At 41.1% G+C, this 18,899-nt stretch carries 17 protein-coding genes; 7 read left to right on the forward strand and 10 right to left on the reverse strand.

The window, feature by feature from the left end; all coding sequences use genetic code 11:
* Positions 1-2: 2 nt before the first annotated feature.
* From EJ995_RS06755 to EJ995_RS06775, 5 genes are all read left to right on the forward strand, one after another.
* The gene (locus EJ995_RS06755) at positions 3-554 is read left to right on the forward strand and encodes a hypothetical protein (protein ID WP_126446892.1); all 552 of its coding nucleotides are present in this window, start codon (positions 3-5) and stop codon (positions 552-554) included.
* Positions 551-1,072 carry a hypothetical protein gene (locus EJ995_RS06760; RefSeq protein WP_126446894.1) on the forward strand — a complete coding sequence of 174 codons (522 nt, stop codon included), beginning with the start codon at positions 551-553 and terminating at the stop codon, positions 1,070-1,072. Before EJ995_RS06755 ends, EJ995_RS06760 begins: the two co-directional genes overlap by 4 nt.
* A gap of 46 nt (positions 1,073-1,118) precedes the next feature.
* The gene (locus tag EJ995_RS06765) at positions 1,119-1,931 is read left to right on the forward strand and encodes a M23 family metallopeptidase (protein WP_126446896.1); all 813 of its coding nucleotides are present in this window, start codon (positions 1,119-1,121) and stop codon (positions 1,929-1,931) included.
* A 100-nt stretch (positions 1,932-2,031) separates the two neighbouring features.
* Positions 2,032-3,660 (forward strand): acyl-CoA carboxylase subunit beta, encoded by a 1,629-nt coding sequence (locus tag EJ995_RS06770; RefSeq protein WP_126446898.1) that lies wholly within the window; start codon positions 2,032-2,034, stop codon positions 3,658-3,660.
* Positions 3,661-3,847: 187 nt separating this feature from the next.
* On the forward strand, positions 3,848-5,599 hold the full coding sequence (locus tag EJ995_RS06775) for a mechanosensitive ion channel family protein (RefSeq protein ID WP_126446900.1): 1,752 nt from the start codon (positions 3,848-3,850) through the stop codon (positions 5,597-5,599).
* 1 nt (position 5,600) lies between these two features.
* On the opposite strand, the gene pyrF is transcribed toward EJ995_RS06775, so the two are convergent.
* Genes pyrF through prfA form a run of 4 tightly spaced genes read right to left on the reverse strand, consistent with a single transcriptional unit; the run spans position 5,601 to position 8,720 of the window.
* A complete protein-coding gene (gene pyrF / locus EJ995_RS06780) occupies positions 5,601-6,413 on the reverse strand; it encodes an orotidine-5'-phosphate decarboxylase (protein WP_126446902.1) in 813 nt (270 codons plus the stop codon).
* 4 nt (positions 6,414-6,417) lie between these two features.
* Positions 6,418-7,050, reverse strand: a complete 633-nt coding sequence (locus EJ995_RS06785; RefSeq protein ID WP_126446904.1) for a hypothetical protein — start codon at positions 7,048-7,050, stop codon at positions 6,418-6,420.
* A 19-nt stretch (positions 7,051-7,069) separates the two neighbouring features.
* On the reverse strand, positions 7,070-7,588 hold the full coding sequence (locus EJ995_RS06790; protein ID WP_126446906.1) for a hypothetical protein: 519 nt from the start codon (positions 7,586-7,588) through the stop codon (positions 7,070-7,072).
* 55 nt (positions 7,589-7,643) lie between these two features.
* Positions 7,644-8,720 carry a peptide chain release factor 1 gene (gene prfA, locus EJ995_RS06795; protein WP_126446908.1) on the reverse strand — a complete coding sequence of 359 codons (1,077 nt, stop codon included), beginning with the start codon at positions 8,718-8,720 and terminating at the stop codon, positions 7,644-7,646.
* 92 nt (positions 8,721-8,812) lie between these two features.
* Between prfA and EJ995_RS06800 the strand changes: the two genes are divergently transcribed.
* A complete protein-coding gene (locus EJ995_RS06800) occupies positions 8,813-9,415 on the forward strand; it encodes a hypothetical protein (RefSeq protein WP_126446910.1) in 603 nt (200 codons plus the stop codon).
* 9 nt (positions 9,416-9,424) lie between these two features.
* On the forward strand, positions 9,425-9,898 hold the full coding sequence (locus EJ995_RS06805) for a peptide-methionine (S)-S-oxide reductase (protein WP_126446912.1): 474 nt from the start codon (positions 9,425-9,427) through the stop codon (positions 9,896-9,898).
* Here EJ995_RS06805 and EJ995_RS06810 read toward each other — a convergent pair.
* The 6 genes from EJ995_RS06810 to EJ995_RS06835 all read right to left on the reverse strand — a co-directional run bounded on the left by EJ995_RS06810 (position 9,892) and on the right by EJ995_RS06835 (position 18,873).
* Positions 9,892-11,070, reverse strand: coding sequence for an AIR synthase related protein (locus EJ995_RS06810; protein WP_126446914.1), 1,179 nt, complete (start codon positions 11,068-11,070; stop codon positions 9,892-9,894). The genes EJ995_RS06805 and EJ995_RS06810 overlap by 7 nt on opposite strands.
* Before the next feature lie 54 nt (positions 11,071-11,124).
* Entirely contained in the window at positions 11,125-11,733 is a 609-nt protein-coding gene (locus EJ995_RS06815) for a hypothetical protein (RefSeq protein ID WP_126446916.1), read from the reverse strand.
* On the reverse strand, positions 11,730-12,890 hold the full coding sequence (locus EJ995_RS06820; protein ID WP_241234603.1) for a cytochrome-c peroxidase: 1,161 nt from the start codon (positions 12,888-12,890) through the stop codon (positions 11,730-11,732). Before EJ995_RS06820 ends, EJ995_RS06815 begins: the two co-directional genes overlap by 4 nt.
* Positions 12,891-12,954: 64 nt before the next feature.
* A complete protein-coding gene (locus EJ995_RS06825; protein ID WP_126446918.1) occupies positions 12,955-14,439 on the reverse strand; it encodes a hypothetical protein in 1,485 nt (494 codons plus the stop codon).
* Positions 14,426-15,871 carry a RagB/SusD family nutrient uptake outer membrane protein gene (locus EJ995_RS06830; RefSeq protein WP_126446921.1) on the reverse strand — a complete coding sequence of 482 codons (1,446 nt, stop codon included), beginning with the start codon at positions 15,869-15,871 and terminating at the stop codon, positions 14,426-14,428. The genes EJ995_RS06825 and EJ995_RS06830 overlap by 14 nt, the downstream gene beginning before the upstream one ends.
* Positions 15,871-18,873, reverse strand: a complete 3,003-nt coding sequence (locus tag EJ995_RS06835; protein WP_126446923.1) for a SusC/RagA family TonB-linked outer membrane protein — start codon at positions 18,871-18,873, stop codon at positions 15,871-15,873. Before EJ995_RS06835 ends, EJ995_RS06830 begins: the two co-directional genes overlap by 1 nt.
* Between the last annotated feature and the right edge of the window lie 26 nt (positions 18,874-18,899).

Below are 18,899 nucleotides of genomic sequence, written 5' to 3' on the forward strand. Positions count from 1 at the left end.
TTATGAAAAAATTTTCCATCATACTATTCATCTATTTTTTTGGCAGCATAATGTCTTGCTGCTCAAATGGAGGTACTATTACCACGATAACAATAGAAAGCGTTTACAGCGAGCTATATTTTTATGAAGAACCAGAAGAAGATGGCCGTAGAATTAATCCAGAAATAGAAGAGCTTCTTGCTATTATAATAGACGCAGATAGCGTGTCACAGGAAGTTGATATCGTTGCAAATTTTTCTAATATGGACACGGCCATGGCTTGTGATGATGGTGATAGTTTTAGGGTTACAAATCTTATCGATTCAGTACAAGTATTTACCATTTATGATTTTGATCAAAATCATCCAGCAGGGACTTCCGTAAATGATATTCTTCAAAAATTTGGCAATCCAGAAAATGTAGCTGGACTACAAATCATTGATCTTGAAGATGATTTTTATCGGTTTAAATTTTTATCACAGCCACAAAACGATTCAATCCAGTTCTTAATTAGATGCAGAATCACAGAGCGCGGTAGAACCGAAACAAACACCCAGTTAATTATCACAGAATGAAACAATATTACCTTTTACTCATATTAGTGACCTCTATTGTTACGTCGGGCTGCAAAAATGATTCTGCACAAGATGAAACAATTGCTGATCCAGATGTAGAAAGTGCTCAAACGCGTCCTGTAGATCTTTCCAAAACCACTTTTGAGCTTAAAACCTATGAGATCAGGACCTCACGAGCCAATGAGGAAAGCTACATGCCACCAACTTATGCATTGTATATCAAACCATCCACTAGTACAGACAGTCTTGAGTTGGGTATTGATGTAGGCGGTAAATTGATCGATGAGCAGTTTGCCATTGATTTAGGTATGCCTAGTAAGGCTCAGTTTTATGTGCGCAGCTATTACGCTGGTGGCGGCAATTTATACTATGGAATGATGAACGATTCAGTCCTTGATGTCTATAAGGATTACAAAAAAGAACCTACACCAGATGCTGGAGCAGAGTCCCTGGATTTTGAATGGTTTTTGAGCGCCATCATCTACAAAGATATAATCGAGTTGCTAGACACTAAATAAAAGTTGGCATACGTTATGATCTTGAATTCGCACACAAGATCAGTTCATGTTTCGTTTTTTAATCATTCTGTTTTTATGCCTCGCCAACTATGCAGCTGCTCAAAAGTTGTTGGTAAAGAGTGGTGCGACTGCCATTGAGAATGGTTATGAATACAAAGTGACTAATCTAGAACCAGTTCCTATTACCGTTTATCTTGATTTCAAATTGCGCAATTTGCATGCAGATGTTGACTACGGCAAACCCTTTGTCGTGCCAGCGATGACGGCAGATTATAAGCTGCTTACTCTTAAGAATATCAGGCAAGATTCCTATGGTTATGACGCGAGTGCGTCCTATGTTTTTGGCGATCAGCGCATGGATCGAGTGGATAGGGATTACCTCTACCATTTACCGTATAAGCGATCTGTCGCATACCGTGTCTCACAAGGCAACAATGGTCGCAGTACGCATCGTGGCAAGAATGCCATCGATTTTAGTATGCCTATAGGTACGCCTGTTCATGCGGCTCGATCTGGTATTGTCGTGCAGGTAAAGCAAGATGGCAGTATAGGTTGCGCCAGGTCAAAATGTCTAGAGTACGGTAACTACATACGCATTCTACATGAGGACTGTACGATTGCAGAATATACGCACCTCAAGGTGAATGGATCTGTCGTACAAAAAGGTGATCATGTTGAGCAGGATCAGCACATAGGATATAGCGGCAACACAGGCTGGACAACTGGACCGCACCTTCATTTTACAGTATATCAGCCGCGCAAGGGTAAATCGCCACAGTCCATTCCCGTAAAATTTGTCGTTGGTCGCAATCAGGTAACCAGCAACTTGCAGGAAAACAGATACTACCGTAAACCATAAGCTTTGCAGGCGGTTTTTTTTGAGTCAGCTTTCGCGAAAGCGTAACAACCACACACATTCTAACACGCAAAATCGCTATTTTTGAGCAAAGACATTTTGCATGGACCTAGACTTCAATAAGAACGAAGATCACAATAAATTACTACTGTCAGATTTGCGACGCAGATTTGCCAAAGTTGCCCTAGGCGGTGGCGAGAAACGCATTGAAAAACATCATGCCAAAGGAAAAATGACGGCTCGCGAGCGCATCGATTACCTGCTGGATGATGCAGATAAAGCGGTTGAGATAGGTGCTTTTGCAGGTGACGGTATGTACGCAGAACACGGCGGTTGCCCTAGTGGTGGTGTGGTGGTTAAGATAGGTCACGTGAGTGGAAAGCAGGTGATCGTTGTGGCAAATGATGCCACGGTAAAAGCTGGTGCCTGGTTCCCGATTACTGGAAAAAAGAACCTACGCGCACAGGAAATCTCAATGGAAAATAGGTTGCCCATCATCTATCTAGTGGATAGTGCTGGTGTGTATTTGCCTATGCAGGATGAGATTTTTCCTGACAAGGAACATTTTGGCCGCATCTTTAGAAACAACGCCGTCATGAGTAGCATGGGAATCACCCAGATCGCTGCTGTCATGGGTAGTTGTGTGGCTGGTGGCGCTTACCTGCCTATAATGAGTGATGAGGCCATGATCGTTGATAAAACAGGAAGTATTTTTCTTGCTGGTAGTTATCTGGTGAAAGCTGCCATAGGCGAGAGTATTGATAATGAAACGTTGGGTGGTGCGACCACGCACTGCGAGATAAGTGGTGTGACCGATTATAAAGCCAAGGACGATAAAGATGCCCTTGATCGCATCAAGAGTGTGATGGGTAAGATTGGTGATTTTGATAAGGCTGGTTACAACAAAGTAAAAGCTGTCAAACCTGCCAAGGACCCTAAAGAATTATACGGTGTGCTGCCGCGACAGCGTAGCGCACAATACAACATGATGGAAATCATTGAGCGCGTGATTGATGCCGACTCTTTTGATGAATATAAGGAAGGATACGGCCAGACCATCATAACAGGATATGCGCGTGTCGATGGTTGGGCAGTTGGTATCGTTGCCAATCAGCGTCAAGTGGTGAAGACTAAAAAAGGCGAGATGCAATTTGGCGGTGTGATCTACAGTGATAGTGCCGATAAATCTACCCGATTTATCGCTAACTGTAATCAGAAGAAGATACCGCTGGTATTTTTACAGGATGTTACAGGTTTTATGGTAGGATCAAAATCAGAACATGGTGGTATCATAAAAGACGGTGCCAAGATGGTAAACGCCGTTTCTAACAGTGTGGTTCCTAAATTCACGATTGTGATAGGTAACAGCTACGGTGCCGGAAATTATGCGATGTGCGGTAAGGCCTACGATCCACGATTGATCGTCGCATGGCCTAGTGCAGAACTTGCCGTAATGAGTGGAAACAGTGCTGCCAAAGTATTGATGCAGATAGAAAAAGCATCGCTAGAAAAGTCAGGTAAGAAACTGACTGAGGAAGAAGAAAAAGAACTCTTTGCCAAAACTAAAGATCGCTACGACGAGCAAGTGTCACCATACTACGCAGCAGCAAGAATTTGGACAGATGCTATCATCGACCCAATGGATACTAGAAAATGGATTTCCACAGGAATCGAGGCTGCCAATCACGCACCGATCACCAAGGATTTCAATATGGGTGTGTTGCAGACTTGATAAGTGCTACGAAATCTTGATCAGCTTGAGATCAGATAAGTTTTTGAGCAATTTTAAAATAACATAGATCTGATTAATTTCAATTTAGCATCGCCACTGTTAGCTGCTTTTAGCCGAATAAATAGAGAGTAGGTGGTTTAACCTATTTCTAGGACTTTGCGATTAAAACCATACATAAATTTGAAGCATGGTAATCAGGATTCAGATTTTAGTGTTTTTAATCACTTTAGGTGGAGTATTCAGTTCAGCCCAACAAGATTCGACACAGCTTAAAAACCCTAAGAAGGAAATACGTTTCCCATTAGAGAATGATACGATTCCAGAAAATGGATCTTATCCGCCTAGTCCCTTAGGAGAATACAATAAGGCATATTATGCTATGGATGAGTTCAATACCAATATTGGTATGCCTCCTACGGATATTAATCTACAAACACCGCAGTCGGTTCTTGAGCATTTTGTAAAAGAGAGCAGGTCAGAAAACTTCAAGAGTGCAGCCTATGCTCTCAATCTCAATTTATTTCCTAACGATGTAACTATTGATGAAGCGGCTGAGCTTGCTGAAAAATTTTATTTTGTACTCAATAAAAAGCTAGCAATCGATTGGCAATCTTTACCCGATCGACCAGATGGACAAGTAGATATTACTACTAATACTAATAAATCAGTCGCAGGTGTTCCTAGGCGTAGTATTGATTTTGGAAAGCTAGACCTTGATGGTCGTGAGGTGGTCTTGCGTGTTCAACGAGTTAAGGTAAAAGATGGTGGGCCGTTTTGGGTTATTTCTGCAAACACTGTTGAAAATATTGAGCCGCTTTACGTTTTATACGGCCCTAGAAAGCTTGATCGAATGATGCCTAAATGGTCTCGAGCAAATGTCCTAGGTGTTCCATGGTGGAAGCTCATCGGAACATTCGTACTTCTTGTTTTATCTATAGTCGCTGGAAAATTAGCCAGCGCAACCGTTGAGAAGATTTTCAAGAATTCCAATAGGCGCTGGATGAACATGATCGCACATAAGTTAGCATCACCATCAGGTTTTGCTGCTGGTGTTTTAGTCTTTTATTTGACTCTAGAGAATTTAGTATCCTTTGGTGGACCATTTGCTCGATTTATTTATAGTGTTTTACTTATCGCTTTAATTGGCTCGATTGGATGGTTTATTATGCGAGTAGTCAATGGATTGATGATCTATTTTGCAGAACGCAGTTTAGGTGATGATACGCTAGAAGAAAATCCAGAGTACCGTAAGATGATGACCTACATCTCTGTAGCCAGGCGTTTGATCACATTGATCATCATTTTTATCGGTTTGTCCATTATAGCTTCTCAATTTCCATCTTTAGAGCGATTGGGTATCTCGTTGATGGCTTCTGCAGGTTTGGTGTCTATTGTGTTGGGTGTGGCAGCACAAGATACTTTAGGTAATATTTTGGCTGGTATCCAAATAGCACTAACCAGCCCTGCTAAAATAGGAGATACAATTCTCATAGAAGATGAATTAGGCATTGTTGAGGACATCACTTTTACTTATGTAGTGGTACGCACTTGGGATCAAAAACGATTAGTCATTCCTTGTAAAGAGGTAGTTTCCCAAATGTTTGAGAATTGGTCTATGACAAACTCTCATATCACTAAACCTATAGAACTTTATGTGGATTACACCACAGATGTGCAGATGATTAGGGATAAGTTTGATGAACTCCTGCGTGAATCTGAGGATTGGGATGAGAAAAACGATCCTGTTGTTGAGGTAGTCGATATGACAGAGAAATCTATGAAGATAAGAGCACTATGCAGTGCCAAAAATCCTGCTGTTGCTTGGGATCTACATTGTAAACTCAAAGAAGAGTTAGTGGCTTACATAGCACAACTTGAAAAGGGTAAATATCTAACTAAGGTAAGAGAGATAGATACTGTACATCAAGAAGAAGAATAGTTTAGTCAAGCAATGCTTCCATAGCCTGCTGCAACTCAAATGCTTCAGCCCTTGCGGCATCTTCAAAATCTTCTTCCTGTGATGCATATAGAATACCACGTGAAGAATTGACTAATAATCCTACTCGATCATTAGCTCCGTATTTGTAGACCTCTTCAAGGCTGCCGCCTTGAGCGCCTACTCCAGGTACTAGCAAAAATGAATCAGGAACTATCTGGCGTATTTCTTTCAGATACTCAGCTTTTGTGGCGCCTACGACATACATTAATCGGTCGCTGTTTTTGTATTGAGAGGCCGTTTTGAGTACCTGTTGATAAACCGGCAGTGCATCTGCAGTCAGTGTTTGATAATCATAGGCTCCAGCATTTGACGTCAAGGCTAGTAGGATGGCATACTTATCTTTAAACGCTAGAAATGGCTCGACGCCATCCTTACCCATATAGGGTGCAATGGTGACGCTGTCAAAATTGAGCTGCTCAAAAAAAGCTTTGGCATATCGGGTCGAGGTATTACCTATATCGCCACGTTTTGCATCTGCGATGGTGAAGTGATCTGGGTAATTCTCGTTGAGGTATTTGATGATTTTCTCAAGCGATTGCCAGCCTTTGACACCGTAAGCTTCAAAAAAGGCAGTATTAGGCTTGTAGGCCACACACAAGTCGTGGGTGGCGTCAATGATAGCTTTCGCGAAAGCAAAAATAGGATCATCCTCTTGCAATAAATGGGCTGGAATCTTCTCAAGATCAACGTCTAGACCTACACACAAGAAGGATTTCTTTTTCTGAATCTGATGATATAGTTGATCTAATGTCATAGTATTACTTAGTCGTTTCTTTATCAGGATCCATCATGTAATTAAGTCTAGCGATATAGTTGGCTACTTGTTCCTTGCTATAGTGAGAATTGCGCTGGAAAAAATCACCTTGCTTGTTAGCAACTAAAACCATCTCACAACCACGGGCATTCCGAAAGATTTTGTCAACCACATAACGCTCTTGATCATAGAAGTAATCATTGCCAAAAGTTGAGAAAGCAGGACCGTATTTTGAGTCTTCTTCTACATGCACAATGTAGGCACCGTTAGTAGCCACATTATCATAGAAATTATCCCACCATAATCTGGCTCTATCATATCGCTCTTTAACTTTTACAGTGCGTCCATAATTGATATCGCAGTTTTCATCACTGCGATTATAATTAATCACGATAAGGTTTTTGTTCCAGTCAAAGTTGGTAGTCAGATACTCCATTTGAGCCGCAGTCAAGGTGCCCGCATAATCATATCGCAGATTTTCTTGTGGATTACCCACGACCATCGTATCACTATCTGCGGTGATGATAGCTTGTGGTGGTGTGTAACAGCTGGTTATTATTAAGCAAGAACAGATTAAAAATAAGGATATACTTACTTTCCTATGTGAAAAAATTAAAGCAAAACCCTGATGTTTCATGAGTCTTTTTAATTTATATTTAATCATCTTCAGTCAACCAGAGTGAATAATTACTAATTTGTTCTTTAGAGATGTGCCACCCATCTTGATAATACTCGCCCTTTTGATTTATGACCAATATAGCAATACAGTTATCAGGCTTTGTAAAAAAGTTTTTTTGTAAGTAGTTGTTATAGTCCGGGTGAAAATCCTTATTAAGTTTATTTGTATTTACACCTATTTGTTCTACTAGATCAACGTGGACCACCTTTTTCGAATCTTGAATTATATAATCAAAATAAATATTTTCTGTATTCCTGCTTTCTGCTATTCTTTGTTCTGCCGTTGGAAGTTCGGATCTGCGGAAACCGCATATTCTAGGATCATGCATTGCAAAAATATAAAGCAACTCTTCATCATTCCAATCATAGTATTTCTTCAAAAAATCAATATTCTGAGTATTAAGAAAACCATGTCGCTCATAATCTAACGTCCAATCTTCCTTTTGAGAATTTTTATCAACATTATTTGCCCCACAGGAACTGACGATATGCGCCAAAAGGACTGCTAGAAAAATGAATTTACTTAGGCATCTCAAATCAGACAACCTAGATTTAAATCCCATCCTCATTCATCTTCAACTTTTCTGTATTGTCAACCAGTTGTAACTCGTCAATAATCTTCTGTATATCACCATTGATGATATTGTCTAGATCATAAAGTGTCAAATTGATCCTGTGATCTGTAACACGACCTTGTGGATAGTTGTACGTTCTAATTTTGGCACTACGGTCACCGCTACTTACCATGCTTTTACGTTTCTCGCTATCTGCTTCCATTTTTTTGGCGAGCTCTATTTCATAAAGTCTGGATCTCAAGACCTTAAGTGCTTTTTCAAGATTTTTGTGTGAGGATTTTTGATCCTGACAACTCACGATCATTCCCGTAGGCTCGTGGTGTAATTTGATGGCAGAGTAGGTGGTGTTCACAGATTGTCCACCAGGACCAGTTGAGGTAGTACGCTCAATGCGAACCTCGGTCATGTCAAGTTCTACATCAAATTCTTCTGCCTCTGGTAATACCATCACAGTTGCTGCACTGGTATGCACGCGACCTTGGGTTTCCGTTTGTGGGACGCGTTGTACGCGGTGCACGCCTGCTTCAAATTTTAATGTTCCATAAACGTCATCTCCGTTTACTTCAAGGATGATCTCCTTAAAACCACCGCTAGTACCATGGCTGGTGTCAACGATACTTGTGCTCCAGCCTTTACTGGAACAGTATTTCTCATACATTCTAAAGAGGTCACCCGCAAAAATACTTGCCTCATCACCACCAGCACCAGCGCGTATTTCCATGACGGCATTTTTGGCATCTTCTGGATCTTTGGGCACCAGCATCATGCGTATTTCCTCTTCTAGCTTAGGCATAGCTTCTTGAGCTTCCTCCAGCTGCATTTGTGCCATTTCTACCATATCTGGATCGCTGCCATCGGCTATGATTTCTTGCGCCTCTTTAAGGTTGTTGTCTATGGTTATATATTCCTCGCGTTTGTCCATTAGGTCTTTCAGGTCTTTATATTCCTTAGTCAACTGGACATAACGTTTTTGATCTGATATGATATCTGGCTGTATGATCAAGTCATTTACCTCGTCAAACCTGTTCTTTACTATGTTTAATTTATCTAGCATCTTCTTTTCTCAAGTCTTGCGAAAATACGGAAATTGCCTCTCATTTTTTCGGCATAATACTTGGTGATTTGGATCTTTTCAAAACACTGACCATGAAAAAATTCTTGTTTTCCATTTTTGCAATTTCTGCTTCCATCATGCATGCTCAATTATTTGAAATAGGTGCTGGCGCAGGTACTGGAGCTTATTATATGATTGAAGAAGCAGATAACAGCGTGATTACGGCCTATGATTCACCAGCATCGATTTATGTAGATGTCAAGTATAATTTTAAAGATCGCATTGATGGCTTGAAGCTCAGGTTTCAAAATACCAGCGTCAATGTAGTTGGTGAGGATTATCAAACTCAGAGAAGTCTAGACGGTATTGTCGAATCATTCACCACCTCATTGCTGTATGAGCGTCTACGAGCAGATAAAATATTCAACATAGGTTATAATGCTGGTATCGGCTACACTTTGCAAGAGTTTATACAGGTTAAAAATGAAAACAATGCAGCGCTAGAAGATCGATTTATGAGTGTTTCTTTTAATGGAATTTTCTCGTTGCGTCTTCAGGATAAGTTGCGTTTCAATCTAGATACTGGATTGCTGTGGACTGATCCTATCAATACATTCAGAGGTTCTGACGACTGGCAAACAGCTGGTGAAGACCTCAGTTTCTTGTCACAGTTAGGCGTATCCTACAGATTTTAAATAGTTGACTTGATTAAAACAATAGGATTAGGTGGTGGCTGCCACTGGTGTACTGAAGCTGTTTTTAAACGGGTATATGGCGTTAATCACGTGCGTCAAGGTTATATTAAAAGCGTGTCTCCCGATCATACTTTTAGCGAGGCAATTTTGCTCAAATTTGACGCTCGGGTTGTTTCTCTTGAACGATTGCTGGAAATCCATCTGGCCACGCATTCTTCTACATCCATGCACCAGCGCAGGACAGACTATCGCAGTGCTGCCTACTACCTTGACGATGCCACTGGTTTGTTGTTGAGTGATTTGATAGTTACGCTTTCGCGAAAGCATCATAAAAAATACATCCTGCAAGTGCTACCTATGGTCGCCTTTAAAGAATCGCGAGAGTCCATTAGAGATTACTATGCAACCAGACCAGACGCGCCATTTTGTAAACGCTATATCGAGCCAAAATTAGAAATCGTCAAAGCAATGCAGGATCAATAGGTGAACGTGCCGTACTCGCTATTTATGGTGAGCTTTTTATGATCGCTAGCCTCAACGCGACCCATGATTTGTGCATCTACATTGAATGATCTTGATACCTCCATAATTTGGTCTGCGATGGCTGGATTGACATACAGTTCCATTCGGTGACCCATGTTGAATACCTGATACATCTCTTTCCAATCAGTCCCAGATTCCTGCTGAATCAATTTGAACAGTGGTGGTATCTCAAACATGTTGTCTTTAATAATGTGTAAATCGTTGACAAAGTGCAACACCTTAGTCTGCGCGCCACCGCTACAATGCACCATGCCGTGCAGCTGCTCGCGATCGACTTGATCCAGGATACTCTTGATTATCGGCGCATAGGTACGAGTAGGCGAGAGCACCAATTTTCCAGCATCCAGCGGACTGCCGTCAACAGCATCCAGAAGATGTTTGCTACCCGAATAGACTAAATCTACCGGTACATGCGAGTCATAACTCTCTGGGAAATCTGCCGCTAGCTGCTTGTTGAACACGTCATGGCGTGCGCTGGTAAGACCGTTAGATCCCATACCACCATTGTATGCATGCTCATAAGTTGCTTGCCCGTAACTGGATAGACCTACTATTACGTCACCAGCCTGGATGTTAGCATTATCAATCACATTGCTGCGTTTCATGCGTGCGGTAACGGTAGAATCTACGATGATGGTGCGTACGAGGTCGCCAACATCTGCCGTCTCGCCACCGGTTGATATGATGTCAACGCCGTGTGTTTTGAGATCTTTAATGAGTTCTTCTGTACCATTGATGATGGCGCTGATGACCTCACCAGGAATAAGATTTTTATTGCGACCTATAGTGCTGGATAGGAGAATATTATCAGTAGCGCCTACACATAGTAGGTCGTCAATATTCATAATGAGCGCGTCCTGGGCAATACCTTTCCAGACTGATAAATCACCTGTTTGTTTCCAGTACATGTAGGCTAGACTAGACTTAGTTCCTGCACCATCTGCATGCATGATAAGGCAATGATCGTCGCTGCCCGTCAAATGGTCTGGTACAATCTTACAAAATGCTTGAGGGAACAAACCTTTATCTACATTCTTGATGGCATTGTGAACATCTTTTTTACCAGCGCTAACGCCGCGCTGCGCATATCGTTTGGAAATCTCTTGGCTCATGTGGCAAATTTAATCTTTCACGCGCAAGAAACTGAGTAACCTCAATCAATAATCTTAATTGTCATCATGGTCATCGCTGCCACGGGTTTGTCCACGACTAGCGAGAATTTCATCGACTCTAGCGAGTCTTCCTGGACTGTACCTAAAGGCGTGTTTCATGAGCTCCTTTGCGTTGAGTTTCTCAAGATCTTCATCTCGATCTAGAGACTTAGCTCTATCAGCGAGTTGTTCAATCAATTCATGATCTCTATCCAGCGATCGGTAAAAAGAAACCAGTTCAAATGGATACGCTAGACTTTTTTCCCGCGCAAGTTCCTTTACTTCATTAACATCTTTTAATAGATACCAGCTAGCGCGTTCCCATGAGTAGGACAGTTGCAATCGCGCACCACGTTGATCAGCAGGATTTTTCAATTCCTGCGCAAGCACCACAGTTAGTGAATCTGCATAATTAAGCGGTTCATCTGCTTTGAATTGAAAGTCTTTTTTCCATAGATCGAACTGGGCGCTGGTTGCGGTGATTTTATGATCATTATCTAAGTATTCATAGTTGTGATGCAACCATTTACCTAGTTCTTCCTGCTCACTTTCTTCTTGAGCAACGACATTGATAGCGCTTATCATTGCAAGTATGAATAGAAGATTTGATGTAAATTTTGTCATTTAGGCATTTTGATTAGGTTGACCCTTCTGGTTCTAGTCTCTAGCGAGCTCATAAACGCGATAACGGCGTCAATTTCTTCTCTTGTTAGATCGAGAGGTTTCAATAAGGGTGAAGTTGTAGGCACCAATGAATCACGACTTGTACCTAGATATTTAGATTGTATAGGAGCTGGATTCCCTAAATTATAAAGTTCTAACACATCAACTAGCGATGGAAAATGCCCATGGTGCATCCATGGACCTGTACGCGTTGTTTCCCTTAACGATGGCGTACGGAATTTCCCTAAATCATCAATGTCTCCAGTGACATAGTAACGACCAAAATCTTCATCTTTAGTCCCAAAAAGCGCCTGACCGTCATTGTGGTATTTATTATCGCTAAAGTAAGGTGTGTTGTGACAGTTAATGCACCGAGCCTTAGTCCTGAAAAGGTGCAGTCCTTTTACCTGTTGATCAGTAAGGGCATCTTTTTTTCCTTGAATGAAACGATCAAAATCACTGCGTGGGCTGCGCACGGTGCGTTCAAAAGTTGCTAGCGCATATTGAATGCGTTTAAAAGTTACTTCTTCATCGCCAAAGGCTTTCTTGAAAAGAGGCTTGTAACCTTCTACAGCAGCGATGTTATCGACCGCAATATCAAGATTTGAATTCATCTCTACCGCATCAGGAATAGGGAATCTCGCTTGATCTTCTAGACTAGTAGCACGACCATCCCAAAACAACTCATGTGCATAACCACTGTTCAATATCGTCATGGCATTGCGCTTGCCTTGCTGCCTATTATGGCCAAAGGACCTGGTCAAGTTATCTGTCCATGCCAACTCTGGATTGTGGCAGGAAGCACAGGCAATTTGTCCAGTACTGGATAATCGCGCGTCAAAAAACAGCATCTTGCCCAGCTCTTTTTTGGCTTTGGAGTATGGGTTGTACTTGGGATGTTTTACTTTAGGAAGTACGCCTAAATCCTGAAACTTGCTGCGGTTAATAAGTGAGTCAAGTTCAGGTGCTGGCCATAGTGAGACGTCTGGCTGGCTGTAAACGGCACGCAATTTTGACACCTCGCTGTAACCATCACTTTCCAGGCCGGATTTGCAGCCTGATAGGATCATTACAACCGCCATGAACAAGGCTGGTCTCAAAATAAACGTTTTACTCATTGTTATTATTTGTGTTGCGGTTTTTGCTTTCGCGAAAGCAAAATTATCAATATCAATTATCTTTTTAAAGGGCAATGGGAATCTTACAATCGATGGTTAACAAGGCTGGTTCTTCAAAATCACGGATGTTGTATAACCTGTATTCATCAGTTCTCGTACCACCAAAAAGTTGTTGGTTTGTCGCATTTAAAGCAAAATCTAACTCAAAGACGCCAGGACTGATTTCATTGTAGGTACCAGATCCACTAATTTGGATGAGCTCGCTGCCGCTATCGTTACCTATTTCAATGGTTTGATCTATTACAAGAACAATGCCTTGAGTGCTGGACGTACCATCAGTTGGGAAAAATTCTAGTGCTGGTACGATGTTCAATCCTGGTGATGTATCCTCATCAGTTCCTTCATTAGTGAACCATCTTCTCAAATTAAAAGGATTTGTGGTGCGACCTTCAAGAAAGGTTTTAAATCCAACTCTAAAGGCGTGATAATATATATCATCACTAGTATCTGCAGTGCCATTGTCATCGCCTAATACGGCGTTAGGATCGTCGCGATCGACAACCACCGGCTGTGTGAAGGTGTTATAATCATTCCATTCACATTCTCCATCCTGATTAAAATCAAACCAGTGAACACCGTATACTCTATAAAACTGGTCGTTTGTATCATAAAACTGAGAGGCGGTATTCAAGGTTATATCACGATCGGACAGTGGTCCACGAATCAATGTGACACCTGGATTTCCTATAACCTCATAGTCGCTCAACTCGTTAAGATTGAGGTTAGCACGATATGTTTGCTCATCAATGTCAAAATCTTCCAGCGTGCGGAATATGTACTGTATTTGGTTCTCGCTAGTTACCGGCAACGCCTCAATTTCAAAATTAAAGTTTGAATCTTGAGTTTCAAAAGGATCAAAATCTTCTACATCTTCTTGTAGAAAACCATTAGGGAATTCTATTGTTATGATGGATTCATCACCAGCTTCACTGCCTATTTCTACACGACTGTCTGACGAGATGCGGTACACTTGCTCGACTTCTTCTAGATTGATGGTGAGCACGTCATTAGTACGATCTGGATTGGGTGCGCCTATCTCGATGTTGGGATCACTAGCTTGTGTAAGCTGCAATACGATACTAGGTTCATCGTCTGCATCCCAGCGCTCATTGATCTGAATTAATAATGTATCAACGAGCTGAGTGCCTTGAAATGTCAATTGATCAGGCGTTATGGTATACTCATCAATATCATTATCGCTGACTTCATAATTTACGGTTACCAGTTCATCTAGTGGTGCTGAAGTTAATGCCACAGGAACCTTGAGGCTGAAACGATCACTCTTATCAAATACTGAGACAGCACTTGATCCCAATTCTATCTGAGGCGCAGTGATAGGATTGTTATCGCTATCAACTTGTAAAAAGAAGCGCACAAATTGGGTTTGTGATGCGTCAAAGCTGCGACCGTTATCATCTTCTTCGCATGATAGTATGGCTGCACAGCAAAAGGCAAGCAATAAAAATGATCTAATTTTAATAGCCTTCATTTTGTATCATGTTTTCGTTATTGATAACGCTCTCTTCTGGGATTGGTAATATGAAAAACGGTGATGGATAAGACAAATTACATACATTACTCAAGCAACCCTGATCGCGTTCTATGTCTTTCTCATAACGCATGAGGTCATATAGTAATTGTGATTCAAATGCGACTTCACGCCTGCGTTCCAAGAAGATTTCTTCAAGTAAATTGTCGGTACTATCAAGGCTTTCAATGCCAGCTCGATTTCTTATATCGTTCAATCTAGATAAGGCCAATCCATTATCAGTATTCAATCGAGCGAGTGCTTCGGCATGGATCAGATACATCTCGCTCAACCTAATAAACGTGGTTGCGTTATCTTCCTGATATTTGAGTGAGAAATTGTAATCTTCAAATTCTATTTCTCCAAATCTGCTAGTGGGTAAGGTCTGTTCTTGGTATAATTCTCGTCTTATGTCATCATCTTCAAACAGATCCAATAGGTCATCGCTGGCCACAAACCTGTTGTAGATATTTTGATTCGTAAATAGATAATAAGCTGAAACACTCGAAGACACATCACCTTCAGAAGTTTGTGGCGCGCTGAAAGTTAGTAAACCTTCATTTAAATCTTGATCGGTAAGCCATTGATCAACATACTGATCTTGTGATGTTAGAGAGACGTTTGAATTTGATATGACTTCGTTTGCTTGAAACGCTGCTGTTTCCCAATCATTATATTGCAGTGCGACTCTCGCATAAATTGCTCTAGTATTAGTTTCATTGAAATAAGATCTCTCTGGCCCAACGTCCAAAAACGAGGTTCCCGTAAAAAGTTCTAGAGCGCGTTCTAGATCTGCTTGCAATAGTTCATAAACTTCATTTACCGTATTTCTTGCAGGAAAATCGATACTTGCTTCCAGCTGTCTGGTATTATAAACAATTCCCAGATGGCTGCCGTCTGATGTAAAATTTCTATTTTGAGAAAAAAGTAAGCTTAACTGATAATGCGACAAGGCTCTTGCTGTCAACATTTCTGCTTCTAATTGATCTCTTTGACCATCAGTCAAGAATTCAAAAGAGTCAATGTTAGCAAGTATCAAGTTGATAGCATTGATGTCATCATATCCATTATCATAATAACTCTCAAAGTCAAAGCTATCTTCTCTGCTTTCAAAATTATACGTCAGATCAATATCAGAAGGCACCTCAAGTTCTCTATTACTTATACGTGGTGCAAAGGTGATATTACCACCAGTGATTCCAGGATAAGTATGCACAAATCCTGAAAGTTGAGCCTCGATTGAGAAGTAAATTCCTGATACTGCTTCCTCAACACCTTCTTGGGTAGATAATTGCTCGCTGATAGAAACCTGCTCGTCAGGCTCTACATCTAGAAAATCGCTACAGCTGGCTAGCATTATAATGAGCGAAATGTATAATAGTCGATTTCTCATTAGAAGGTAGTATTTAATCCTATAGATATGGTACGCTGCTGTGGATAGACGTTAGAAAGTTCTGCAATTGAATTGCGTCCAGATTGCCTACCATCACTGTACCAATAATAAAGGTTTGAACCATTGATATTAAAACTTAACGAGTTTACCGGCAATTTCCATTTGTCAACAGGTGCCGTGTAAGACAATGTGATACTTTTTAATTGGATGTTGCTGCCATCATACACATATCTAGAAGAATTTACCAGTGAATTGCTGTTGGTAGGCGCTGGATTTGCTGCTAGATCACCAGGTTGTCTCCATGCATCAAAAAAAACGTTGAGGTTTAGATTTCGGTTAGTGAGAACATTGTATCCATCAATGAGATTGCGATCCAGTCTTATGTCACCACCATAGGTAAATGAATTAATAATAGCGAGTTGAAAGGATTTGTAGCTCAATGTATTGCGCATACCACCATAAAAGTCAGGTTGTGTATCGCCGATTATTTGAGCGTCTGTAATGTCAAAAAGTTCACGAACCTCATTACTGTCATATATATTACCATCTACTCTAAATAACTCACGTCCCGTAGCAGGATCAATACCTATTGATTCATAACCAAATAGGGCAGTGGTAGGAGATCCTACTTGCTGCGCTCTAGCCGTTGCCGCAGCAGAAAATTCTGAGCTCGCTCCCGATAAGGACAATATCTCATTATCAAGCGATGCAGCATTGAAGTTTGTAGTCCAGCTGAAGTTTTCATTATTAAACCACTGCGCCTCGATGGAGAATTCAATGCCGCGATTGCGCATCGAGGATCCATTGATCTCAATATTGGTATAACCAGTTTCAGGTAACGCAGGTCGAGTTGTTATTATATCATCAATGCGATCATTGAAAAATTCTAGAGTGGCTCTAAAGCGCTGAGCAAAGTTGTAATCCAGTCCTATATTGAATTTATTGTTTTTTTCCCATCCTAGATTAGGGTTGGGTGCGGTGCCTTGAGGACTGGCTCGTCTGTCAGTTTGATTGTAACCACCATTATTGATGTCATATAATCCTAGTGCGGCATAACTACCTATGCGCGAATTTCCTGTGGTACCGTAGCTTACTCGTAGTCTCAAGAAGTCTGTAAAGTCTGCATCTTTTAAGAATTTCTCATTGGACAATACCCAACTAACTCCAGCGCCACCATTAAAAGCAGTGTTATTGTCATCACCAAAAGCAGAACTTTGATCTACCCTAAAATTGATCAAAGCAAAATAGGTCTTATCAAAGTCATAGGAAATCTGTGTGTATCCAGACCTACCGTAGCGCTCATTAGTATCTGTTTCTCTATCGATTTCCGCAGCACTTTCTATGGGTTGCGGTGTAGCAAAGTTTTCAAAGTCGGTACCAGCGATATAACTAAGTTCAACAACCTCACCGCGCGTCTCTATTCCCGCAATAGCACTTACATTATGGATATCATTAAAAGACTGCTCATAAGATGCCGTGGTACTCCAATTCCAGGATCTATTGTTGCGTTCACGCAGTATACGACGGCCAAACTCACCATTGTTGGTAATACCACTACCATTCAAACCAGAAAAAAACTTGTCCTCTTCCTTATTAGAGAAGTCAGTACCATAAAGCATGGTGATGTTAAATCTATTATTGAATTTATAATTGAGGTTGATATTTCCCAGCAAGGCAAAAGTGTTTGCTTCACTTACATTTTGTTGCGCTACCGCAATTGGGTTCCCTATATTGGGAAGTAGCGTTAGGTTACCATTTTCATCGCGTACAGGTAAGGTTGGGTCTAGCGGAAAGCTGCCCAATGTATTTGGATTATTTTTAGTTACCCATGATGGACTCAATTTAATTGCTGCATTAAATTTATCGGTAACTATGTTGGTTGTGAAGCTTGTATTCCATTGCTCAAAGCTATTGTTCACTTGGGCTTCTTGCCTGTTTTGGTAAGTTACGCTTCCGCGAAAGCGAACTATCTCACCACCTATATTACCACCTAAACTATATCTAGAAAAAGTACCGTCATCGTTCAATAAACCGAACCAATCTGTATCAACACCATTATAAGGACGTACCGCTCCAAAATCACCATTGTTAATGTTATAAATATTCCGCAGTTCATTGAACTGCTCGCCATTCATGTATTGAATTTGATCAAACGCAGTTGTACGACCACCTTGAATAGAGGCGTTGAGCCTTAGTTTTCCAGGTCGAGCACTTTTGGTGGTTATAAGGATCACACCGTTGGCAGCATCTGCACCGTATAAACCTACGGCAGCGGCATCTTTCAAGATTTCTATGGATTCAATATCCTGTATTCCTACACGCGCTAGCGGATTCAAGAAATTCTCTGAAAATCTACCAGTATCTGCATCAAAGAAATTATTTCCTTCAATGCCTAATTCTTCTGTGAGGATAATGCCGTCCACGATAATTAGTGGCTGTGTACTTGTACCAGATACGTTGCCGTCAAGCGGTGTCAGTGATCCTTGCCCGCGTATATCGATAGATACAGGCTCGCCTAGATTTACATTACTGTTGATGAGAACTCCAGCAACTTGACCTTCTAATAATTCATCGACGCTAGTGGCTGGCTGTTCAGTTGCTAGTTCCCGTGGTTTGATACTGCTTATACTACCCACAACTTCTTCACGACGTTTCTTAGTACCATAGGATGAGGTGACAACCACTGCATCAAGTGACTCGATGTCTTCTAGTAACGAAACGTTCACGATAGCTTGATTGTCAACCAGCACTTCCTTGGTTTCATAACCCAACGCTTTAAAGACTAGAGTAGGTGAAGTGTCGCTACTTGCAGGTATGCTTATGTTGTATTTACCATCAAAGTCTGTTACCGCGCCTGCATTGGTTCCTTTTATCTGTACCGTAACGCCAAAAAGTGGTTCACTCGTAGATTTATCTATCACGATACCGCTTACCCTAGTGCTATTTTGAGCATTGAGAAATCCAGTCATCAATAATAAAAGTAGAAGGAACCAAAATTTCATAAAGACATTTTATAAAAAAGGCTGTA

The organism is Nonlabens ponticola, from assembly GCF_003966335.1.
In the GTDB taxonomy this organism is placed as follows: domain Bacteria; phylum Bacteroidota; class Bacteroidia; order Flavobacteriales; family Flavobacteriaceae; genus Nonlabens; species Nonlabens ponticola.

Excerpts from the sequence above, each read along its gene's own strand:
- pyrF (WP_126446902.1), bottom strand. The coding sequence starts at position 6,413 with ATGACATTAGATCAACTATATCATCAGATTCAGAAAAAGAAATCCTTC.
- EJ995_RS06815 (WP_126446916.1), bottom strand. The coding sequence starts at position 11,733 with ATGACAAAATTTACATCAAATCTTCTATTCATACTTGCAATGATAAGC.
- EJ995_RS06800 (WP_126446910.1), top strand. The coding sequence starts at position 8,813 with ATGAAAAAATTCTTGTTTTCCATTTTTGCAATTTCTGCTTCCATCATG.
- EJ995_RS06785 (WP_126446904.1), bottom strand. The coding sequence starts at position 7,050 with ATGAAACATCAGGGTTTTGCTTTAATTTTTTCACATAGGAAAGTAAGT.
- EJ995_RS06830 (WP_126446921.1), bottom strand. The coding sequence starts at position 15,871 with ATGAGAAATCGACTATTATACATTTCGCTCATTATAATGCTAGCCAGC.
- EJ995_RS06810 (WP_126446914.1), bottom strand. The coding sequence starts at position 11,070 with ATGAGCCAAGAGATTTCCAAACGATATGCGCAGCGCGGCGTTAGCGCT.
- EJ995_RS06760 (WP_126446894.1), top strand. The coding sequence starts at position 551 with ATGAAACAATATTACCTTTTACTCATATTAGTGACCTCTATTGTTACG.
- EJ995_RS06775 (WP_126446900.1), top strand. The coding sequence starts at position 3,848 with ATGGTAATCAGGATTCAGATTTTAGTGTTTTTAATCACTTTAGGTGGA.
- EJ995_RS06820 (WP_241234603.1), bottom strand. The coding sequence starts at position 12,890 with ATGAGTAAAACGTTTATTTTGAGACCAGCCTTGTTCATGGCGGTTGTA.
- EJ995_RS06765 (WP_126446896.1), top strand. The coding sequence starts at position 1,119 with ATGTTTCGTTTTTTAATCATTCTGTTTTTATGCCTCGCCAACTATGCA.
- EJ995_RS06770 (WP_126446898.1), top strand. The coding sequence starts at position 2,032 with ATGGACCTAGACTTCAATAAGAACGAAGATCACAATAAATTACTACTG.
- EJ995_RS06825 (WP_126446918.1), bottom strand. The coding sequence starts at position 14,439 with ATGAAGGCTATTAAAATTAGATCATTTTTATTGCTTGCCTTTTGCTGT.
- EJ995_RS06755 (WP_126446892.1), top strand. The coding sequence starts at position 3 with ATGAAAAAATTTTCCATCATACTATTCATCTATTTTTTTGGCAGCATA.
- EJ995_RS06835 (WP_126446923.1), bottom strand. The coding sequence starts at position 18,873 with ATGAAATTTTGGTTCCTTCTACTTTTATTATTGATGACTGGATTTCTC.
- prfA (WP_126446908.1), bottom strand. The coding sequence starts at position 8,720 with ATGCTAGATAAATTAAACATAGTAAAGAACAGGTTTGACGAGGTAAAT.